The sequence below is a fragment of the Pseudomonas sp. S3_E10 genome (assembly GCF_054667615.1).
Genome location: NZ_CP162743.1, coordinates 1,036,357 through 1,052,436, shown reverse-complemented (window position 1 = coordinate 1,052,436; position 16,080 = coordinate 1,036,357). Strand labels below are relative to the sequence as shown.

The following is a 16,080-nucleotide window of genomic DNA, read 5'->3' as shown; positions in this document are numbered from 1 at the left end:
GTCGCGCGCACTCAAGGAGATGTACATGCTCGCCGACCTGGCATTTTCCCTCAAGCAAGCTCGACGCATGGCTCTGGCGGCCCAGGGCTTTTCCGGGCGCCAGGCGCCTGCGCTGATCAAGGCTGCGCACCTTAACCGCCTGATCGAACGCCTGGGCGTGTTGCAGATCGATTCTGTCAACGCGGTGGTGCGCTCTCATTACCTGCCGCTGTTTTCCCGGCTGGGCAGTTATTCCCCGTTGATACTTGAACAGGCGGCCTGGAGCCAGGGACGACGGCGTTCGTTGTTCGAGTATTGGGGGCATGAGGCGTCATTGCTGCCCATGGCGCTGTACCCGTTGATGCGTTGGCGCATGGCGCGGGCGCAGCGCGGGCAAGGCATTTACTCGCAAATGGCGCGTTTTGGGCGCGAGCGGCAGGCGACTATCGAGCGTGTGTTGAAGACCGTCGAACAACAGGGCGCGCTGGGCGCGGGCAGTTTGTCCACCCGTGAAGAGCGCGCCGGCCCCTGGTGGGACTGGAGCGATGAAAAACATGCGCTGGAATGGCTGTTCGCCGCCGGCCTGGTCACCGTCGCGGGGCGACGCGGGTTCGAACGGCTCTACGATCTACCCGAACGTGTCATCCCCGCCGACATCCTGCAACGCGCGCCCCTGACCGAAGCCGAGGCCCAGCGCGGCCTGCTGTTGCACAGCGCGACAGCCCTGGGCGTGGGCACCGAAAAAGACCTGCGCGATTATTTTCGCCTGGACCCCGCCGATAGCCGCAGTCGCTTGGCTGAATTGGTCGAGGATGGCCAGTTGCTCGCGTGTCAGGTGCAGGGCTGGAAGCTAGCGGCGTACTGTCTCCCCGAGCCGAAGGTGCCACGCAAGGTGGCAGCCAGCGCCTTGCTGTCGCCCTTCGATTCGTTGATCTGGGAGCGCAGCCGCACCGAGCGTTTATTTGATTTCCGTTACCGGCTGGAGATCTACACCCCGCAACACAAGCGGGTGTATGGCTACTACGTGCTGCCGTTTTTGCATCACGAGCGGATTGCCGCGCGGATCGACCTGCGTGCCGAACGCGCCAACGGGCGCCTGGCGGTGCATGCGGTACACGAAGAAGAACCGGGGCTGGATGAGGAAGGCCTGCTGGCGCTTGCGCTGAACCTGCGGCAAATGGCGAGCTGGCTTGGGCTGGAGCAGGTCCAGCTCAATTGCCAAAGGCCGAGTGCCGCCCGGTTAAGGGCGGCGATGATCAGGCTGGAGATTGATTTCTAGGGGCTGATCGCGGGCTTGCCCGCGAGGGCGTCAGTTCAGTCGGCAAGTCTCTCAGCGCTTGACCTGCTTCAAGGTCTCGGCAATCAGAAACGCCAGCTCCAGCGACTGATCGGCGTTCATCCGTGGGTCGCAATGGGTGTGGTAGCGGTCGGACAAGCCGTCTTCGGTGATCGGTCGCGCGCCGCCGATGCACTCGGTGACGTTCTGCCCGGTCATCTCGATATGAATCCCGCCGGCATAGGTGCCCTCGGCCTGGTGTACCTGGAAGAACTCCTTCACTTCACCGAGGATCTGCGCAAAGTCGCGGGTCTTGTAGCCGCTGCTGGCCTTGATGGTGTTGCCGTGCATCGGGTCCGAACTCCACAGCACCTGTTTGCCCTCGCGCTGCACGGCGCGGATCAGGTCTGGCAAATGATCGCCGACCTTGCCGGCGCCCATGCGCGCGATCAAGTTGAGGCGGCCGGGGTCGTTGTCCGGGTTGAGGATATCGATCAGGCGGATCAGGTCATCGGGGTTCATGCTCGGGCCGACCTTGACGCCGATCGGGTTGTTCACCCCGCGCAGGAATTCCACGTGAGCGCCATCCAACTGACGGGTGCGGTCGCCGATCCACAGCATGTGGGCCGAGCAGTCGTAGTAGTCATTGGTCAGGCTGTCGCGGCGCACGAAGGCTTGTTCATAGTTGAGCAGCAACGCTTCGTGGGCGGTGAAAAAGCTGGTTTCGCGCAGTTGCGGCGAGCTGTCCATGCCGCAGGCGCGCATGAACGCCAGGGTTTCATCGATGCGGTCGGCCAGTTGGCTGTATTTCTCGGCCAGGGCAGAGTTGGCGATAAAGTCCAGGTTCCACTTGTGCACCTGATGCAAGTCGGCAAAGCCGCCCTGGGCAAAGGCACGCAGCAAGTTGAGGGTGGCGGTGGACTGATGGTAGGACTGCAGCAGGCGGTCCGGGTCCGGCACGCGGCTTTTTTCGTCGAAGCCGATGCCGTTGACGATATCGCCACGGTAGGCGGGCAGGGTGATGCCGTCGATGGTCTCATCGTTGGCCGAGCGCGGCTTGGCGAACTGGCCGGCCATGCGCCCGACTTTCACCACCGGGCAGCCGGCGGCGAAAGTCATGACGATCGCCATCTGCAGCAGCACCTTGAAGGTGTCGCGGATTTTCGCGGCGGAGAACTCGACGAAACTCTCGGCGCAATCGCCGCCTTGCAGCAGGAAGGCGCGGCCCTGGGTTACCTCGGAAAACTGACGGCGCAACTCGCGCGCTTCCCCGGCAAACACCAATGGCGGGTAGCTGGCCAGGCTCTGCTCTACCTGCAACAGGTGTGCGGCGTCCGGGTACTGGGGTTGTTGCTGGATCGGCAGGGCGCGCCAGCTGTCGGGGCTCCAGGGTTGGCTCATCATGAACTCGATTGGGTGATTGACGGTCGGGCGCCAATGTTATCAGCAATTAGTGCGTGACCTGCTGCTGCCGGTTGGCCGACAATCGCGCCTTTGCCGTGCGGTAAACCCTTTAGGAGTAGTGATGACCGAGGAGCGTGTCGAGCGCCTGCTGGCTGAAGTCCATGATGATTTCGGCATGATCCGCGTGCTCGAAGTGGCCGATTACCGTTTTCTCGAGTTCGGCGATGCCATCGAGCAAAGCTGCGTGTTCACCGCCGATCCGAGTTGGCTGGAGTACGACTACACCCGCGCGATGCTGATCGGCGCGTTGTGCCATGAACAGCCGGAGAGTGCATTGTTCCTCGGTTTGGGCGCCGGTACGTTGACCCAGGCCTGCCTCAAGTTCCTGCCGCTGGAGGACGTCGAAGCCATCGAACTGCGCCCCGATGTGCCGCGCCTGGCCATTGAATTCATGGGGTTGGATGACGATCCGCGGTTGTACATCCGCATCGGCGACGCCCTGGATTTGTTGGAGACCGCTGAATCGGCTGACCTGATTTTCGTCGACCTGTATACCGATGTCGGCCCCGGAGTCGGGCACCTGGCCTGGACTTTCCTGGAAAACTGTCAGAAAAAACTCAACCCCGGCGGCTGGCTGGTGATCAACCAGTGGGCCACCGACGATGGCAAGCCCCTGGGGGCGGCCTTGTTGCGTGGGTTGTATCACCGGCATTACTGGGAACTGCCGGTGAAGGAGGGCAATGTGATTCTGTTGGTGCCTTCGGAGCTTGATCAGGAACTCGACCTTGGCGCGCTCACGGCCCGCGCCGAGGCGCTGGCGCCGCGTTTGGGGTATTCGTTGCAGGCGTTGATCAAGGCGATTCGGCCGGCGACCTAGTTGTCTGTCCTGACGCCATCGGGGGCTTGCTCCCGATGGCGGCCGTACAGCCAACTCAAATCCCCTTGAACACTCCCGGCCGCTTCTCGACCATTGCCCGCACCCCTTCCCTGGCATCTTCGCTGTTAAACAATTTGTCCACCATCGGCGGCAAGGCTGCGGCGGCCACCGTCTCGCCTTCCATGCGCGCCAACCGTGCCGACATCAACGTAGCCTGCACGCCCAGCGGTGCCTGGCGGGCGATGCGGCTGGCCAGTTCGATGGCACGCGGTAGCAGGTCCTCGCTGGCCATCACTTCCTGCACCAGCCCCAGGCGCAGCGCTTCATGGGCATCGAATTCATCGCCGGTAAGCAGCCAACGCATGGCGTTACCCCAGCCGGCGATCTGATGAAAGCGCAATGTCGCGCCGCCAAACGGAAAGATCCCACGCTGTACTTCCATCTGCGCAAAGCGCGTATTGCTCGCGCACAGGTTGATATCAGCCGCCAGCATCAACTCGATACCGAGCGTCAGGCAGTAACCCTGGGCGGCGACAATCACCGGCTTGCTCACGCGTGGGCCGGCAAATACGCCCCATGGGTCACAGCCTCCCAGTGGCGGCTGCCAGCCCCCGGCCATCACGGCGCTGACATTGGCCAGGTCCAGGCCGGCGGTGAAGTGGTCGCCGTGAGCAAATACCACCGCGACGCGTGCAGCCTCGTTTCGATCAAATTCGCCATACGCCAGGCTCAATTGGTTGAGTAACTCCAGGTCAAAGGCGTTGCGCTTGGCCACCCGGTCCAGGCCCAACAGCAGGACATGGCCCTGGAGTTCACGACTGACACGGCTGCTGCTGGCTAGATTCATCGGGGGTGCCCTCGGGTGCGGGGGAAGGGTTTCGGACCAAAGGTCTTCAGGGTTGGGTGAACCGTTTAAGCGTTATGACCAACAGCGCCGGGCCTGTAAAAAATAGACCCTGGCGGTGTTATCTGCAAAGACTGTGATTCAGCGCGGTTTATCGGCGCTTGCTGATAAAAAAAGCTCCCTTTTTCAGGTATTTCCGGTATAGTGCGCGCCGGCCTTTAACCGGGCCGCGTTTAGGTAGCGCAATTCCCCGAAGTCAGCTTCGGCTGCACGTCCGCACAGCGGACTCTTCCTTGACGAATCTTTTTCATTCATTCGTTTTCGCAAATCCCCGCCGACAAAGCAGCCAGGGCGACTCTTGAGTCTCAACACGGCATGCGCAGCTTTGGAGCATGGGTCTTTGCGGATGCACTTAGAGGCAGACCCATGACCCAGGAAACCGGCGGCTTCGCCGCTTTTAATCTTAACCCGAACATTCTTGCTGCCGTCATTGCGACCGGCTACGAAGAACCTTCGGCTATTCAGCAGCAATCGATCCCGATCATCATGGCCGGCCAGGACATGATTGGCCAGGCGCAAACCGGTACCGGTAAAACCGCCGCGTTCGCCCTGCCTATCCTGCACTGCATCGATCCTGCAAAGCGCGAACCGCAAGCCCTGATCCTGGCGCCAACCCGTGAGTTGGCGCTGCAAGTAGCAACCGCTTTCGAAACCTACGCCAAGCAAATGCCAGGCGTAACCGTTGTGGCCGTTTACGGCGGCGCGCCTATGGGCCCACAACTGAAAGCCATCCGTAACGGCGCACAGATCGTCGTCGCCACCCCGGGCCGTCTGTGCGACCACCTGCGTCGCGACGAAAAAGTCCTGTCGACCGTGAATCACCTGGTGCTCGACGAAGCTGACGAAATGCTCAAGCTGGGCTTCATGGATGACTTGGAAGTCATCTTCAAGGCTCTGCCACCGACCCGTCAGACCGTACTGTTCTCGGCTACCCTGCCACAGTCGATCCGTGCCATTGCCGAACGCCACCTGCGCGATCCGCAACACGTGAAGATCCAGACCAAGACCCAGACCGTTACCGCGATCGAACAGGCTCACCTGTTGGTTCACGCTGACCAGAAGACCTCGGCTGTATTGAGCCTGCTGGAAGTCGAAGACTTCGATGCCCTGATCATGTTCGTGCGCACCAAGCAAGCGACCCTGGACCTGGCCAGTGCCCTGGAAGCCAAAGGCTATAAAGCCGCTGCGCTGAACGGTGACATTGCCCAGAACCAGCGTGAGCGCGTCATCGATTCCCTCAAGGATGGCCGCCTGGACATCGTTGTGGCAACCGACGTAGCCGCTCGTGGTCTAGACGTTCCACGTATCACCCACGTGTTCAACGTTGACATGCCTTACGATCCGGAGTCCTACGTTCACCGTATCGGCCGTACCGGCCGTGCGGGTCGCGAAGGTCGCGCACTGCTGCTGGTGACTCCACGTGAGCGCCGCATGCTGCAAGTGATCGAGCGCGTAACCGGTCAGAAAGTCGCCGAAGTCCGCCTGCCGGATGCCCAGGCCGTTCTTGATGCCCGCATCAAGAAACTGACCAACAGCCTGGCACCGCTGGTGGCTGACGCCGAATCGACCCACGGCGATCTGCTGGACCGCCTGACCGCCGATATCGGGTGCACCCCGCGTGCCCTGGCCGCAGCCCTGCTGCGCAAAGCTACCAACGGTCAGGCCCTGACCCTGGCCGCCATCGAGAAAGAACGCCCGCTGGTACCGAACAACGCGCCACGCGGTGATCGTCCAGAGCGTACCGGCGACCGCCCGGACCGTGGTGATCGTGAGCGTCGTGCTCCGGTTCCATTGGCTGAAGGTCGTGCTCGTTGCCGTACCGCGCTGGGCGCGCGTGACGGTATCGCCGCCAAGAACCTGCTGGGCGCTATCCTCAATGAGGGTGGCCTGGCACGTGAAGCCATCGGTCGCATCCAGGTTCGTGACAGCTTCTCGTTGGTAGAGCTGCCGGAAGACGGTCTGGAAAAACTGCTGACCAAGCTGAAAGACACTCGCGTGGCCGGTAAGCAGTTGAAGCTGCGTCGCTACCGCGAAGATTGATCCGCCTCTTGGCTGATTGATCGCAGATAAAAAATCCCCGACTGGTTCGGGGATTTTTTTTGTCTGGAAATTCGGGATCTGCGTCAGCCGAAGCGATAGATGTCCATTCCCAGGGCGCCCATGGTGAAGCCTTGGTGCGCGATGTTGAACTGACCGCCGGCACCGCGCGCAAAGTACAGCGGCAACAGATGCTCATCGCTGGGGTGGCTGCGCACGGCATGTGGGGCCTGGCGCCGGTAATCGTGCAGCGCGGCTTCATCATCGGCAGTCAGCTTGTCTACCATCCAATCGCGAAAGTCGCGTGCCCAGGGCTCGATGCTTTCAGGCCCGGCATGCCAGTCCAGCTCTCCCAGGTTATGGGTGATGCTGCCGGAACCGATCAGCAGCATGTCTTGTTCACGCAGCCCCGCCAAGGCGTGTCCGACTCGGGTTTGCAGGGCAGGGCCCATTCGGCTGGGCAGGGAAACCTGGACCACCGGGATATCCGCCTCGGGGTACATCAGCGACAGCGGCACCCAGGCGCCGTGGTCGAAAGGGCGTTTGTCATCGATTCGAGCTGCCAGGCCATCGGCGTGCAAGCGTTCGACGATCTCGCCCGCCAGCTGCGGGTCGCCCGGTGCCGGGTATTGCACGGCAAACAGCTCGCGAGGGAAGCCGCCGAAGTCGTGCCAGGTTTCGGGCGCCGCACTGCCGCTGACCAGCAGTTCATGGCTTTCCCAGTGTGCCGACACCACCACAATCGCCTTCGGGCGGGTTATTTGCGCCGCCAAACGTTGCAGCGCCGGGCCACTGGCGCCGGGTTGCAGGGCGAGCATCGGCGAACCGTGAGAGATAAACAGGCTAGGGAGCATAAGAGGGGTCCTGAGCGTTAACATGAGCCCATCTTCAATCAGATCATTGATCTAAATCTAATATAAGTTTTAGCGCTATTTGATCGATTTTTCAGAGGTGACCCCATGGAGCCCACATTTTGGCAAGAGCGCTGGGCGCGCAATCAGATCGGCTTTCACTTGTCCGAGGTCAACCCTTACCTACTCCAGTATTGGCCGCAGCTGGACTTGGCTGAAGGCGCCAAGGTGCTGGTGCCATTGTGTGGCAAAAGCCTGGACCTGATCTGGCTGGCCAGTCATGGGCACCCTGTGCTCGGTATAGAACTGTCGGAGCTGGCGGTTGAAGCGTTCTTTGACGAGCAGAATCTGACGCCTCGCATCACTCGACGGGGCGAATTCAAGGTGTACCAGGCGGGTTCGATTGAACTGTGGTGCGGTGACTTCTTCGCCCTGGCTGCGGACGCAGTGGCCGATTGCACCGCGCTCTACGACCGTGCCGCGTTGATTGCCTTGCCGCCATTGATGCGCGCGCGGTACGCCGAGCATCTAAGCGGCCTGTTGCAGCAGGGCTGCCAAGGGTTGCTGGTCACCCTCGACTACGACCAGACGCAAAAGGCCGGCCCACCCTTTGCAGTAACGGATGACGAAGTGAGGGTTCTGTTCGGGTCGCACTGGACCCAGCGGAAGCTTGCAGAGCAAGACATCCTGAGCGAGAGCTGGAAGTTCGTGCAGGACGGCGTCACGCACCTCGACGAGCGGGTCTACAGGCTCGTGCTGGAATAAACCGGGGCTCACAAAAAAGGAGCGATCCAGTCGCTCCTTTTGTGTTTGCCGATGCTATCAGCCGCGACGACGCAGTGCGTCGATGCGTTCTTCCAGCGGCGGGTGGCTCATGAACATGCGAGCCAGGCCTTGCTTGATGCCGCCGTTGATGCCGAAGGCGGTCAGGCTGTCGGGCATATGCACCGGCAGGCCCTGTTCGGAGCGCAGGCGTTGCAGTGCGCCGATCATTGCGCTGGTGCCCGCCAGGCGTGCGCCGGCTTCGTCTGCGCGGAACTCGCGTTTGCGCGAGAACCACATCACGATGGCGCTGGCCAGGAAGCCCAGTATCACTTCAGCGAAGATGGTCGCCACGAAGTAGGCGATGCCGCGACCGCCTTCATTCTTGAAGATCACCTTGTCGACAAAGTTACCGATGATCCGCGCGAAGAACATGACAAAGGTGTTCACCACGCCCTGCACCAATGCCAGGGTGACCATGTCGCCATTGGCCACGTGACCGATTTCATGGGCCAGCACCGCTTTTACTTCATCGGGCGAAAAACGCTCCAGAAGCCCCTGGCTCACGGCCACAAGGGCGTCGTTCTTATTCCAGCCCGTGGCGAAGGCGTTGGCTTCATAAGCAGGGAAAATCCCCACCTCGGGCATTTTGATACCTGCTTCTTGAGACAACTGCTCCACGGTTTGCATCAGCCATTGTTCATGGCGAGTGCGTGGTTGAGTGATGATCTGGGTGCTGGTGCTCATCTTCGCCATCCACTTGGAGATGAACAGCGAGAAAAGCGAGCCGGCAAAACCAAAGACCGCACAGAAGATCAGCAGCTGATTGAGGTTCAGATCAACCCCGTTGGCCGCCATGAACCCGTTGAACCCGAAAAGGCTCAGGGTGACACTGGCAATCAGCACGACCGCCAGGTTAGTGGCCAAGAACAGCAGGATGCGCATCATGGTTGTAGAGTTCTCCTCATGCTTAATATGTCGCTTACTGCGGGGTATATAAGGTGCAGCCTGGGGTGATTCAACCGGGCGACTATTTCAAACTGTGTCCTACAGCCTGGATGTAGAGCCCTGAAGGGATTTTCCGACCCGGAATATAACCCCTGATTAGCCTCCGGTTGCCTCACAGCCCTGCAATTATAGGGGGCCGGCGGCTGAAGAGGGGCAACTCAAGGGCTTCGAACGGCCACGCACAGAGAAGTGTTGCCAGATAATCGCTGTACGACCGGATGTCGCTCGTACAGCGCGATTTTCGCTACTGGCGATAGGACTTGAGGAAATGGCCGATACGACCAATGGCCATTTCCAGGTCGTCCACACGCGGCAAGGTCACCACGCGGAAGTGATCCGGCCATGGCCAGTTGAACGCGGTGCCCTGGACCACCAGCAGTTTTTCCGACAGCAGCAGGTCGAGCACGAACTTCTCATCATTGAGGATCGGGCAGACTTTCGGGTCGATCCGGGGAAAGGCGTACAACGCGCCCATGGGTTTTACGCAGCTCACGCCCGGGATTGCGTTGAGCAGCTCCCAGGTACGGTTGCGTTGTTCCAGCAGGCGGCCCTGGGGCAGTATCAGGTCGTTGATGCTCTGGTAACCGCCCAGGGCGGTCTGGATCGCGTGCTGGCTCGGCACATTGGCGCACAGGCGCATATTGGCCAGCATATCGATGCCCTCGATGTAGCTCTGGGCATTGTGTTTCGGGCCGGAGATGGCGATCCAGCCGGAGCGGAACCCCGCCACGCGGTAGGACTTGGACAACCCGTTGAACGTCAGGCACAACAGGTCCGGTGCCAGGGAGGCGGTGCAGATGTGCACGGCGTCATCGTAGAGGATCTTGTCGTAGATCTCGTCGGAAAACACCACCAGGTTGTGCTGGCGCGCCAGTTCGAGCATGCCCAGCAGCACTTCCTTGGAATACACCGCGCCGGTAGGGTTGTTCGGGTTGATGATCACCAGGGCCTTGGTGTTAGGGGTGATCTTGGCCTTGATGTCGGCCAGGTCCGGGAACCAGTCGGCGCCCTCATCGCACAGGTAGTGCACCGGGTGGCCGCCGGCCAGGGTCACGGCAGCGGTCCACAGCGGGTAGTCAGGTGCGGGCACCAGCACTTCGTCGCCGTTGTTGAGCAGTGCCTGCATGGACATCACGATCAGCTCGGACACGCCATTGCCCAGGTAGATGTCTTCGATGCCGACACCTTCCACCTGCTTTTGCTGGTAGTACTGCATCACCGCCTTGCGCGCGCTGAACAGGCCCTTGGAGTCGCTGTAGCCCTGGGCGGTAGGCAGGTTGCGGATCACGTCCTGCAGGATCTCGTCGGGCGCTTCGAAACCAAAGGGCGCCGGGTTGCCGATGTTCAGCTTGAGGATGCGATGGCCTTCCTCTTCCAGGCGTTTGGCGTGCTTGAGCACTGGGCCGCGAATGTCATAGCAGACGTTGGCGAGCTTGTTCGATTTGCTGACCTGCATGGCGATGTGATCCTGAAAATGAACGATCCAGACGGCGTGGACACTACCGTACTGTGAAATCCCGCGAGGCGCGCACCCATAAATACGTTTGAATGCCGATAGCGCGGGTGCCAGACTGGCGTTTTGAAGAGGCGCAATCATACGTGCCGCCTGATCCATGGAAAAGACACAGATCAGGCTTTTTCAGTTGCCGAGGTGTACCGATGGAAAAGTTGCAGAAGACCGTTGAAGAATGGAAGGCCATGCTCGATCCGGAGCAGTACAACGTGTGCCGCCTCAAGGGCACCGAGCGACCTTTCAGCGGCAAGTACAACGCCACCAAGACCGACGGCGTGTACCACTGCATTTGCTGCAATGAGCCGCTGTTCGATTCCAAGGCCAAGTTTGACTCCGGCTGCGGCTGGCCCAGCTTCTATGAGCCGATCGCCGACAGCGCGATGGTCGAGATCCGTGACGTCAGCCACGGCATGATTCGCACCGAAGTCACCTGTGCCAAATGCGACGCGCACCTGGGCCATGTGTTCCCGGATGGCCCGCCGCCGACAGGCTTGCGTTACTGCATCAACTCGGTGTGCCTGGACCTGGTGCCGCGCTAAGCCATGATCGCCCCCAGCCTTTGCATTTGCGTGCGGGGGCGATCTATAACGGGTTATAAGTGTGGTCAATTAAATTGCACACAATTGAATTGCTCGCTATTTTTATCGCCTTTCTCTGACGTCGAGGCACTGCCATGAGCGACAACCTGCTGAGCATCCCCTGCACCACCATCAAGGGCGAGCAAAAGACCTTGGCCGACTTCTCGGGCAAGGCTGTGCTGGTGGTCAACACTGCCAGCAAATGTGGCTTCACCCCGCAGTACAAGGGCCTTGAACAGCTCTGGCAGCAATACAAGGATCAGGGCCTGGTGGTGCTGGGGTTCCCCTGCAACCAGTTCGGCAAGCAGGAGCCGGGTGACGAAGGCGCTATTTCCGAGTTCTGCGAGCTGAACTTCGGTGTCAGTTTCCCGTTGTTCAAAAAGATCGACGTCAATGGCAGCGACGCCCACCCGCTGTTCGTCCAACTGAAGAAACGCGCGCCGGGCTTGCTCGGCTCCAAGGGTATCAAGTGGAACTTCACCAAGTTCCTCGTCGGCCATGACGGCCAGGTGGTCAAGCGCTTCGGCCCGACTACCAAGCCCCAGGACCTGACTCAAGAGATCGAAGCGCTGCTCAAATGACCGATTTGCCCGCTGTATCCCTGGCGCTGGACAACCAGCTGTGCTTCAAGCTCTACGCGGCTTCACGCGCGGTAACCCGCGCCTACAAGCCGATGCTCGATCAGTTGGGCCTGACGTACCCGCAATATTTGGCGATGTTGGTGTTGTGGGAGTGGCACGACGCTCCCCCGGCACAACCTACGGTCAAGGCCTTGGGTGAGCGTCTGATGCTCGACTCAGGCACGTTGACACCCTTGCTCAAGCGCCTGGAGCAACTGGCGTGGGTGCGACGCCGACGCAGTGCCCAGGATGAACGCGAAGTGCACCTGAGCCTGAGTGACACCGGCGCGCAACTGCGTGATCGGACCCTCGCCCTGAAGGCCCGGCTGTTGTGCGACAGCGGCGTCGACCTGAACCAGGCCGACGCCCTGCGCGACGGTCTGGATCAATTGCTGGCACAGGTCACAGCGCTGTCGTCGTCGGCACCCACAGGTCCAGCAGGGCGTTGAGTTCTTCGCGGCGGAACGGCTTGGCCAGGTAATCGTTCATTCCCGCCGCACGGCAGCGCTCGCGTTCTTCGGACATGGCGTTGGCCGTCAACGCGACAATCGGTAATTCCGGCCAGCGTCCGCTGTGGCGTATCTGCCGGCTGGCCTCGTAGCCGTCCATCACCGGCATGTTGCAGTCCATCAACACCATGTCGAAGCGTTGTTCTTCGAGAAATCTGAGCGCTTCGCCACCGTGGGCGGCCACGATCACTTCGCAACCCAGCTTGCTGAGCATGCCTTTGGCCACCAATTGGTTGACGGGGTTGTCCTCCACCAGCAGGATTCGCGCCCGATGTGCGAGCGGGGCGGCGTCCAGCTGGATCGGGTCAAGTACCAGGTGCGCGTCGGTGCGCAAGTTGCGTTGCAGGATCTGGTGCAACGCGCTGCGGCTCAAAGGGCGTGCCTGTTGCTGCAGCGGCGCCAGGGCGGCGACTTCTTCGCTGGGCATAAAGTTGCCGTAGGCCGTCACCAGCAAAATGGGCGCGGTAATACCCGGCCGTATGCGGAACAGGCATTCCGGGCAGTCGGTAATCAGCAGGTCGGGCGTTTGCCCGCTCAAGTCGTCATCCAGGGTTAAGCAACGCGGTGCCAGCCCCCAACTGGGCAGCAGGGTCGTGAGCAACTCCGCCAGGCCACTGCCGGTATTGGTGATGACGATCACTGCGCCTGTGAGCGGCGCGAGTTGGGCCGCCGGTAGGTGGGTGGGCAGTGGCAGGTCTGCGCAGAACTGGCTGCCAAAGCCCACTTCCGAGCTGATGCTCAAGCGTCCCTTCATCGCGTCACACAGGTTATGCGTCAACGCCAGGCCCAGGCCGGTACCGCCAAACTGGCGAGTGATCCCTGCGCCCGCCTGGGTGAACGGTTGGAAAATTTTCGCCTGGGCTTCCTGCGCAATGCCGATGCCGGTATCACACACTTCAACGCGCACTCCGCCGTCATGGGTGCGCAGGCGCACGTCCACCCGGCCGAAGCGTGTGAACTTCAACGCGTTGGACAGTAGGTTACTGACAATTTGCCGTACCCGGGTCGGATCGCCCAGTACCTGGGATGGAAACTGCGGGTCGATCAGGCACGTCAGCTCGACGCTTGGCGCGGCGTTCTGCGACAGCAGGTTGGCGGTGTCTTCCACCAGCGCCCCCAAGTCGAACGGGATGTGCTCCAGCTCCAGTTGGCCGGCGTCGAATTTGGACAGGTCGAGAATATCGTTGAGCAACTCCACCAGTACTTTGCCGGAGTCATGGGCGATGGACAGTTGCTGACGTTGTTCGGCGTTCAGCGGGCTGTCCAGCGACAGCGCGATCATACCCAACAGGCCATTGAGCGGCGTGCGAATCTCGTGGCTCATATTGGCCAGGAACGCCGCCCGGGCCTGAGCCATGCCTAATGCACTCATCTTTGCGGCTTCCAACTCATCGTTGGACTGGCTCAAGCGCTGGTTGCTGGCCTTGAGCTCCAGGGTGCGCGCGGAGACGATGTTCTCCAGTTGCCCCAGATATTCCGTCAACCGGTCTTCCGCATGGCGGCGCTGTTGGATCTCGGTTTCCAGCGTGTCGAATTGCTGGTTGGCGACGTTTACCAGCACGCCGATTTCATCGTGTTCATGCCCCGGCGGGCAGTCCAGGCGGGTCTGTTTGCGAGTGCTCAGCTCACCGATAATGCGCACCAGCGGTTGCGTCAGCATCACGTAGAACAAGCCCAGCAGGATGCCGGTCAGCAAAAGGCTGCGGGCAAAACCGTTGAGCAGGGTTATCTCGGCGCGACGCAGGAAGCGGCTGCCAAACGCGTAGGTGTCGACGTCCAGCCGCAGCACGCCAAGGGACTCGTTGGGCATGTGGCTCAGGAACAGCCGGTCTTCGAACTGGCGGTTGGCGCCGAACAAAAAGTCGCTGATGGGACGATAGGTGCTTTCTTTGCGCGGCCGGTCGACATCGGCCAGCACCACACCGTTGTTGTCGATCAACTGCACGTGCGTAATGGCGGGGGAGTACAACAAGCCCAACGTCAGTTCCTGGGCCAGTTCGGCATCGATGTTGTAGGCAATGCGTGACGCGGGGTTGTGGCTGATTTCAATCAACGAGCGAATTTCACGGTTGATGGATGCGTCTTCGCTGGCATAATCAATGCCGATTTGGATCAGGCTGAGCAAGGTTCCCAAGACGAAACCGACCAGCACAGTCAATCTGGCTTGTTTATAAGACAAGCGGTGGGCGAACTTGATATCCATCGAGTGTTGAACCACGTTACGTTTCCCTTCGCCCGGCAAGCATAGCTGAACATCCACAAGCGTTTGCTGCCCGGCATGAATCGTTCTTTACGCAGCCCTGTACGGCCTGTCGCAGGGTTGCCAATACGCCATCTTTTGCAGGAAGTTGCCAGAGGAATAATTGTGGATTCTCGATTGAATGCCTTTCTTGAGCGCGCTGACGCCGTGCTCGCCCGCCTGGAACCCTTATTGCCCGCGCCACGGCAAACCATCGACTGGAACCAGTGCCTCGCCGCCCGCTGGCAGCGCGAAGGCCGCAGCGGTTTTCTGTTGCCGCTGGAGGTGAGCCTGGATATGCGCTTGTCCGACTTGATCGGCGTGGACAAGCAACGTGAAACACTGGCGCGCAATACTCAACAATTCCTCGATGGCCTGCCCGCCAACCATGCGTTGCTGTGGGGTTCGCGTGGCACCGGCAAATCGTCGATGGTGCGCGCCTTGCTGGCCCAGCATGCCCAGGCCGGTTTGCGCCTGATCGAGATCGAGCGTGACCATCTGGCCGACCTGCCGCGGGTGGTCGAGCAACTGCTCAAGCTGCCGCAGCGGTTCATTCTGTTCTGTGACGACCTTTCGTTCGAGGCCGGTGAAGGCGACTACCGCGTACTCAAGAGTGTGCTGGACGGCTCCCTGGAGCAGGCGCCGGAAAACGTGCTGCTGTACGCCACGTCCAACCGCCGCCACCTGGTGCCGGAAAACCAGAGCGACAACGACAATTGGAAGCGTGTGGAGGGTGAACTGCACCCCAGCGAAGCGGTGGAAGACAAGATTGCCTTGTCTGACCGTTTTGGCTTGTGGCTGTCGTTCTATCCCTTTACTCAAGAGCACTTCCTGGAGGTGGTGGAGCACTGGGTGGGTGAGCTGGCCGGCAAGGCCGGTTTGCAATGGCAGCGGGATGAAGCACTCGACATTCTTGCCGTGCGCTGGGCGACCGGGCGCGGCAACCGCAATGGCCGTTGCGCGTATCAATTCGCCCGCTATTGGGTGGGCCTGAAACTGCTGGAGCGTCAACCATGATCGATTTACAGCAGGCCGGCACCGGCCTGGACGGCTACGCCATGCTCTGCGCACAGCTGGAGTCGCTGTTGGCCGATGAGCGTGATTTCATCGCCAATAGCGCGCAGTTTTCCGCCTTTCTGTTTAACCAGCTGGACGATCTGAACTGGGCCGGCTTTTATCTCAATCGTAATGATGAGCTGGTGCTGGGGCCGTTCCAGGGCCAGATCGCCTGTGTCCGTATTCCGTTCGGGCGAGGGGTGTGTGGGGCTGCGGCGGCGTCGCGGCAAACCCAACGGGTGGAGGATGTACACGCGTTCCCCGGGCATATCGCCTGTGACAGTGCATCCAACAGTGAGTTGGTAGTGCCGTTGGTGAAGGCCGGCCAACTGATCGGCGTTCTCGACCTGGACAGCCCTTCGCTGGCCCGCTTTACCCCGCAGGACCAAGTGGGTATTGAACAGCTGGCGGCGATTTTCCTGCGCCTGACCGATTGCTGATCCGGCAGGGGCGGTCTTGGGACCGCC

General features: G+C 60.8%; 15 protein-coding genes. 9 read left to right on the top strand and 6 right to left on the bottom strand.

The features are described from left to right. Nucleotides 1–25: 25 nt before the first annotated feature. Entirely contained in the window at nucleotides 26–1,258 is a 1,233-nt protein-coding gene (locus tag AB4N98_RS04540) for a winged helix-turn-helix domain-containing protein (protein ID WP_460149272.1), read from the top strand. A 51-nt stretch (nucleotides 1,259–1,309) separates the two neighbouring features. Here the strand turns inward: AB4N98_RS04540 and AB4N98_RS04535 are convergent, their stop codons facing one another. Then, the gene (locus AB4N98_RS04535) at nucleotides 1,310–2,656 is read right to left on the bottom strand and encodes a class II 3-deoxy-7-phosphoheptulonate synthase (protein ID WP_017529372.1); all 1,347 of its coding nucleotides are present in this window, start codon (nucleotides 2,654–2,656) and stop codon (nucleotides 1,310–1,312) included. A 124-nt stretch (nucleotides 2,657–2,780) separates the two neighbouring features. Between AB4N98_RS04535 and AB4N98_RS04530 the strand changes: the two genes are divergently transcribed. Further along, entirely contained in the window at nucleotides 2,781–3,536 is a 756-nt protein-coding gene (locus tag AB4N98_RS04530; RefSeq protein ID WP_017529371.1) for a spermidine synthase, read from the top strand. A gap of 55 nt (nucleotides 3,537–3,591) precedes the next feature. Here the strand turns inward: AB4N98_RS04530 and AB4N98_RS04525 are convergent, their stop codons facing one another. After that, complete coding sequence (locus AB4N98_RS04525) at nucleotides 3,592–4,383, bottom strand: crotonase/enoyl-CoA hydratase family protein (protein ID WP_017529370.1); 792 nt, start codon at nucleotides 4,381–4,383, stop codon at nucleotides 3,592–3,594. Between the two features lie 423 nt (nucleotides 4,384–4,806). On the opposite strand from AB4N98_RS04525, the gene AB4N98_RS04520 reads away from it, so the two are divergent. Continuing rightward, nucleotides 4,807–6,480: a DEAD/DEAH box helicase gene (locus tag AB4N98_RS04520; protein ID WP_003233351.1), complete on the top strand. Its 1,674-nt coding sequence runs from the start codon at nucleotides 4,807–4,809 to the stop codon at nucleotides 6,478–6,480. A gap of 83 nt (nucleotides 6,481–6,563) precedes the next feature. Here the strand turns inward: AB4N98_RS04520 and AB4N98_RS04515 are convergent, their stop codons facing one another. Beyond that, nucleotides 6,564–7,331: a DODA-type extradiol aromatic ring-opening family dioxygenase gene (locus AB4N98_RS04515; protein ID WP_068935767.1), complete on the bottom strand. Its 768-nt coding sequence runs from the start codon at nucleotides 7,329–7,331 to the stop codon at nucleotides 6,564–6,566. Nucleotides 7,332–7,436: 105 nt separating this feature from the next. On the opposite strand from AB4N98_RS04515, the gene AB4N98_RS04510 reads away from it, so the two are divergent. Then, entirely contained in the window at nucleotides 7,437–8,093 is a 657-nt protein-coding gene (locus AB4N98_RS04510) for a thiopurine S-methyltransferase (protein WP_065876588.1), read from the top strand. Nucleotides 8,094–8,150: 57 nt separating this feature from the next. On the opposite strand, the gene htpX is transcribed toward AB4N98_RS04510, so the two are convergent. Continuing rightward, complete coding sequence (gene htpX / locus AB4N98_RS04505; protein WP_017529367.1) at nucleotides 8,151–9,038, bottom strand: protease HtpX; 888 nt, start codon at nucleotides 9,036–9,038, stop codon at nucleotides 8,151–8,153. A 304-nt stretch (nucleotides 9,039–9,342) separates the two neighbouring features. Then, nucleotides 9,343–10,554: a pyridoxal phosphate-dependent aminotransferase gene (locus AB4N98_RS04500; protein WP_017529366.1), complete on the bottom strand. Its 1,212-nt coding sequence runs from the start codon at nucleotides 10,552–10,554 to the stop codon at nucleotides 9,343–9,345. Between the two features lie 203 nt (nucleotides 10,555–10,757). On the opposite strand from AB4N98_RS04500, the gene msrB reads away from it, so the two are divergent. From msrB to AB4N98_RS04485, 3 genes are all read left to right on the top strand, one after another. Next, nucleotides 10,758–11,150 carry a peptide-methionine (R)-S-oxide reductase MsrB gene (gene msrB / locus AB4N98_RS04495; RefSeq protein ID WP_017529365.1) on the top strand — a complete coding sequence of 131 codons (393 nt, stop codon included), beginning with the start codon at nucleotides 10,758–10,760 and terminating at the stop codon, nucleotides 11,148–11,150. A 134-nt stretch (nucleotides 11,151–11,284) separates the two neighbouring features. Continuing rightward, entirely contained in the window at nucleotides 11,285–11,770 is a 486-nt protein-coding gene (locus AB4N98_RS04490; RefSeq protein ID WP_017529364.1) for a glutathione peroxidase, read from the top strand. Continuing rightward, nucleotides 11,767–12,258: a MarR family winged helix-turn-helix transcriptional regulator gene (locus AB4N98_RS04485; protein WP_017529363.1), complete on the top strand. Its 492-nt coding sequence runs from the start codon at nucleotides 11,767–11,769 to the stop codon at nucleotides 12,256–12,258. Before AB4N98_RS04490 ends, AB4N98_RS04485 begins: the two co-directional genes overlap by 4 nt. On the opposite strand, the gene AB4N98_RS04480 is transcribed toward AB4N98_RS04485, so the two are convergent. Beyond that, on the bottom strand, nucleotides 12,212–14,521 hold the full coding sequence (locus AB4N98_RS04480) for a hybrid sensor histidine kinase/response regulator (protein ID WP_026067383.1): 2,310 nt from the start codon (nucleotides 14,519–14,521) through the stop codon (nucleotides 12,212–12,214). The two genes, AB4N98_RS04485 and AB4N98_RS04480, sit on opposite strands and share 47 nt — an antisense overlap. A gap of 162 nt (nucleotides 14,522–14,683) precedes the next feature. Between AB4N98_RS04480 and AB4N98_RS04475 the strand changes: the two genes are divergently transcribed. After that, nucleotides 14,684–15,574 (top strand): ATP-binding protein, encoded by an 891-nt coding sequence (locus AB4N98_RS04475; protein WP_065876587.1) that lies wholly within the window; start codon nucleotides 14,684–14,686, stop codon nucleotides 15,572–15,574. Beyond that, nucleotides 15,571–16,053 carry a GAF domain-containing protein gene (locus AB4N98_RS04470; protein ID WP_017529360.1) on the top strand — a complete coding sequence of 161 codons (483 nt, stop codon included), beginning with the start codon at nucleotides 15,571–15,573 and terminating at the stop codon, nucleotides 16,051–16,053. The genes AB4N98_RS04475 and AB4N98_RS04470 overlap by 4 nt, the downstream gene beginning before the upstream one ends. Nucleotides 16,054–16,080 lie beyond the last annotated feature (27 nt).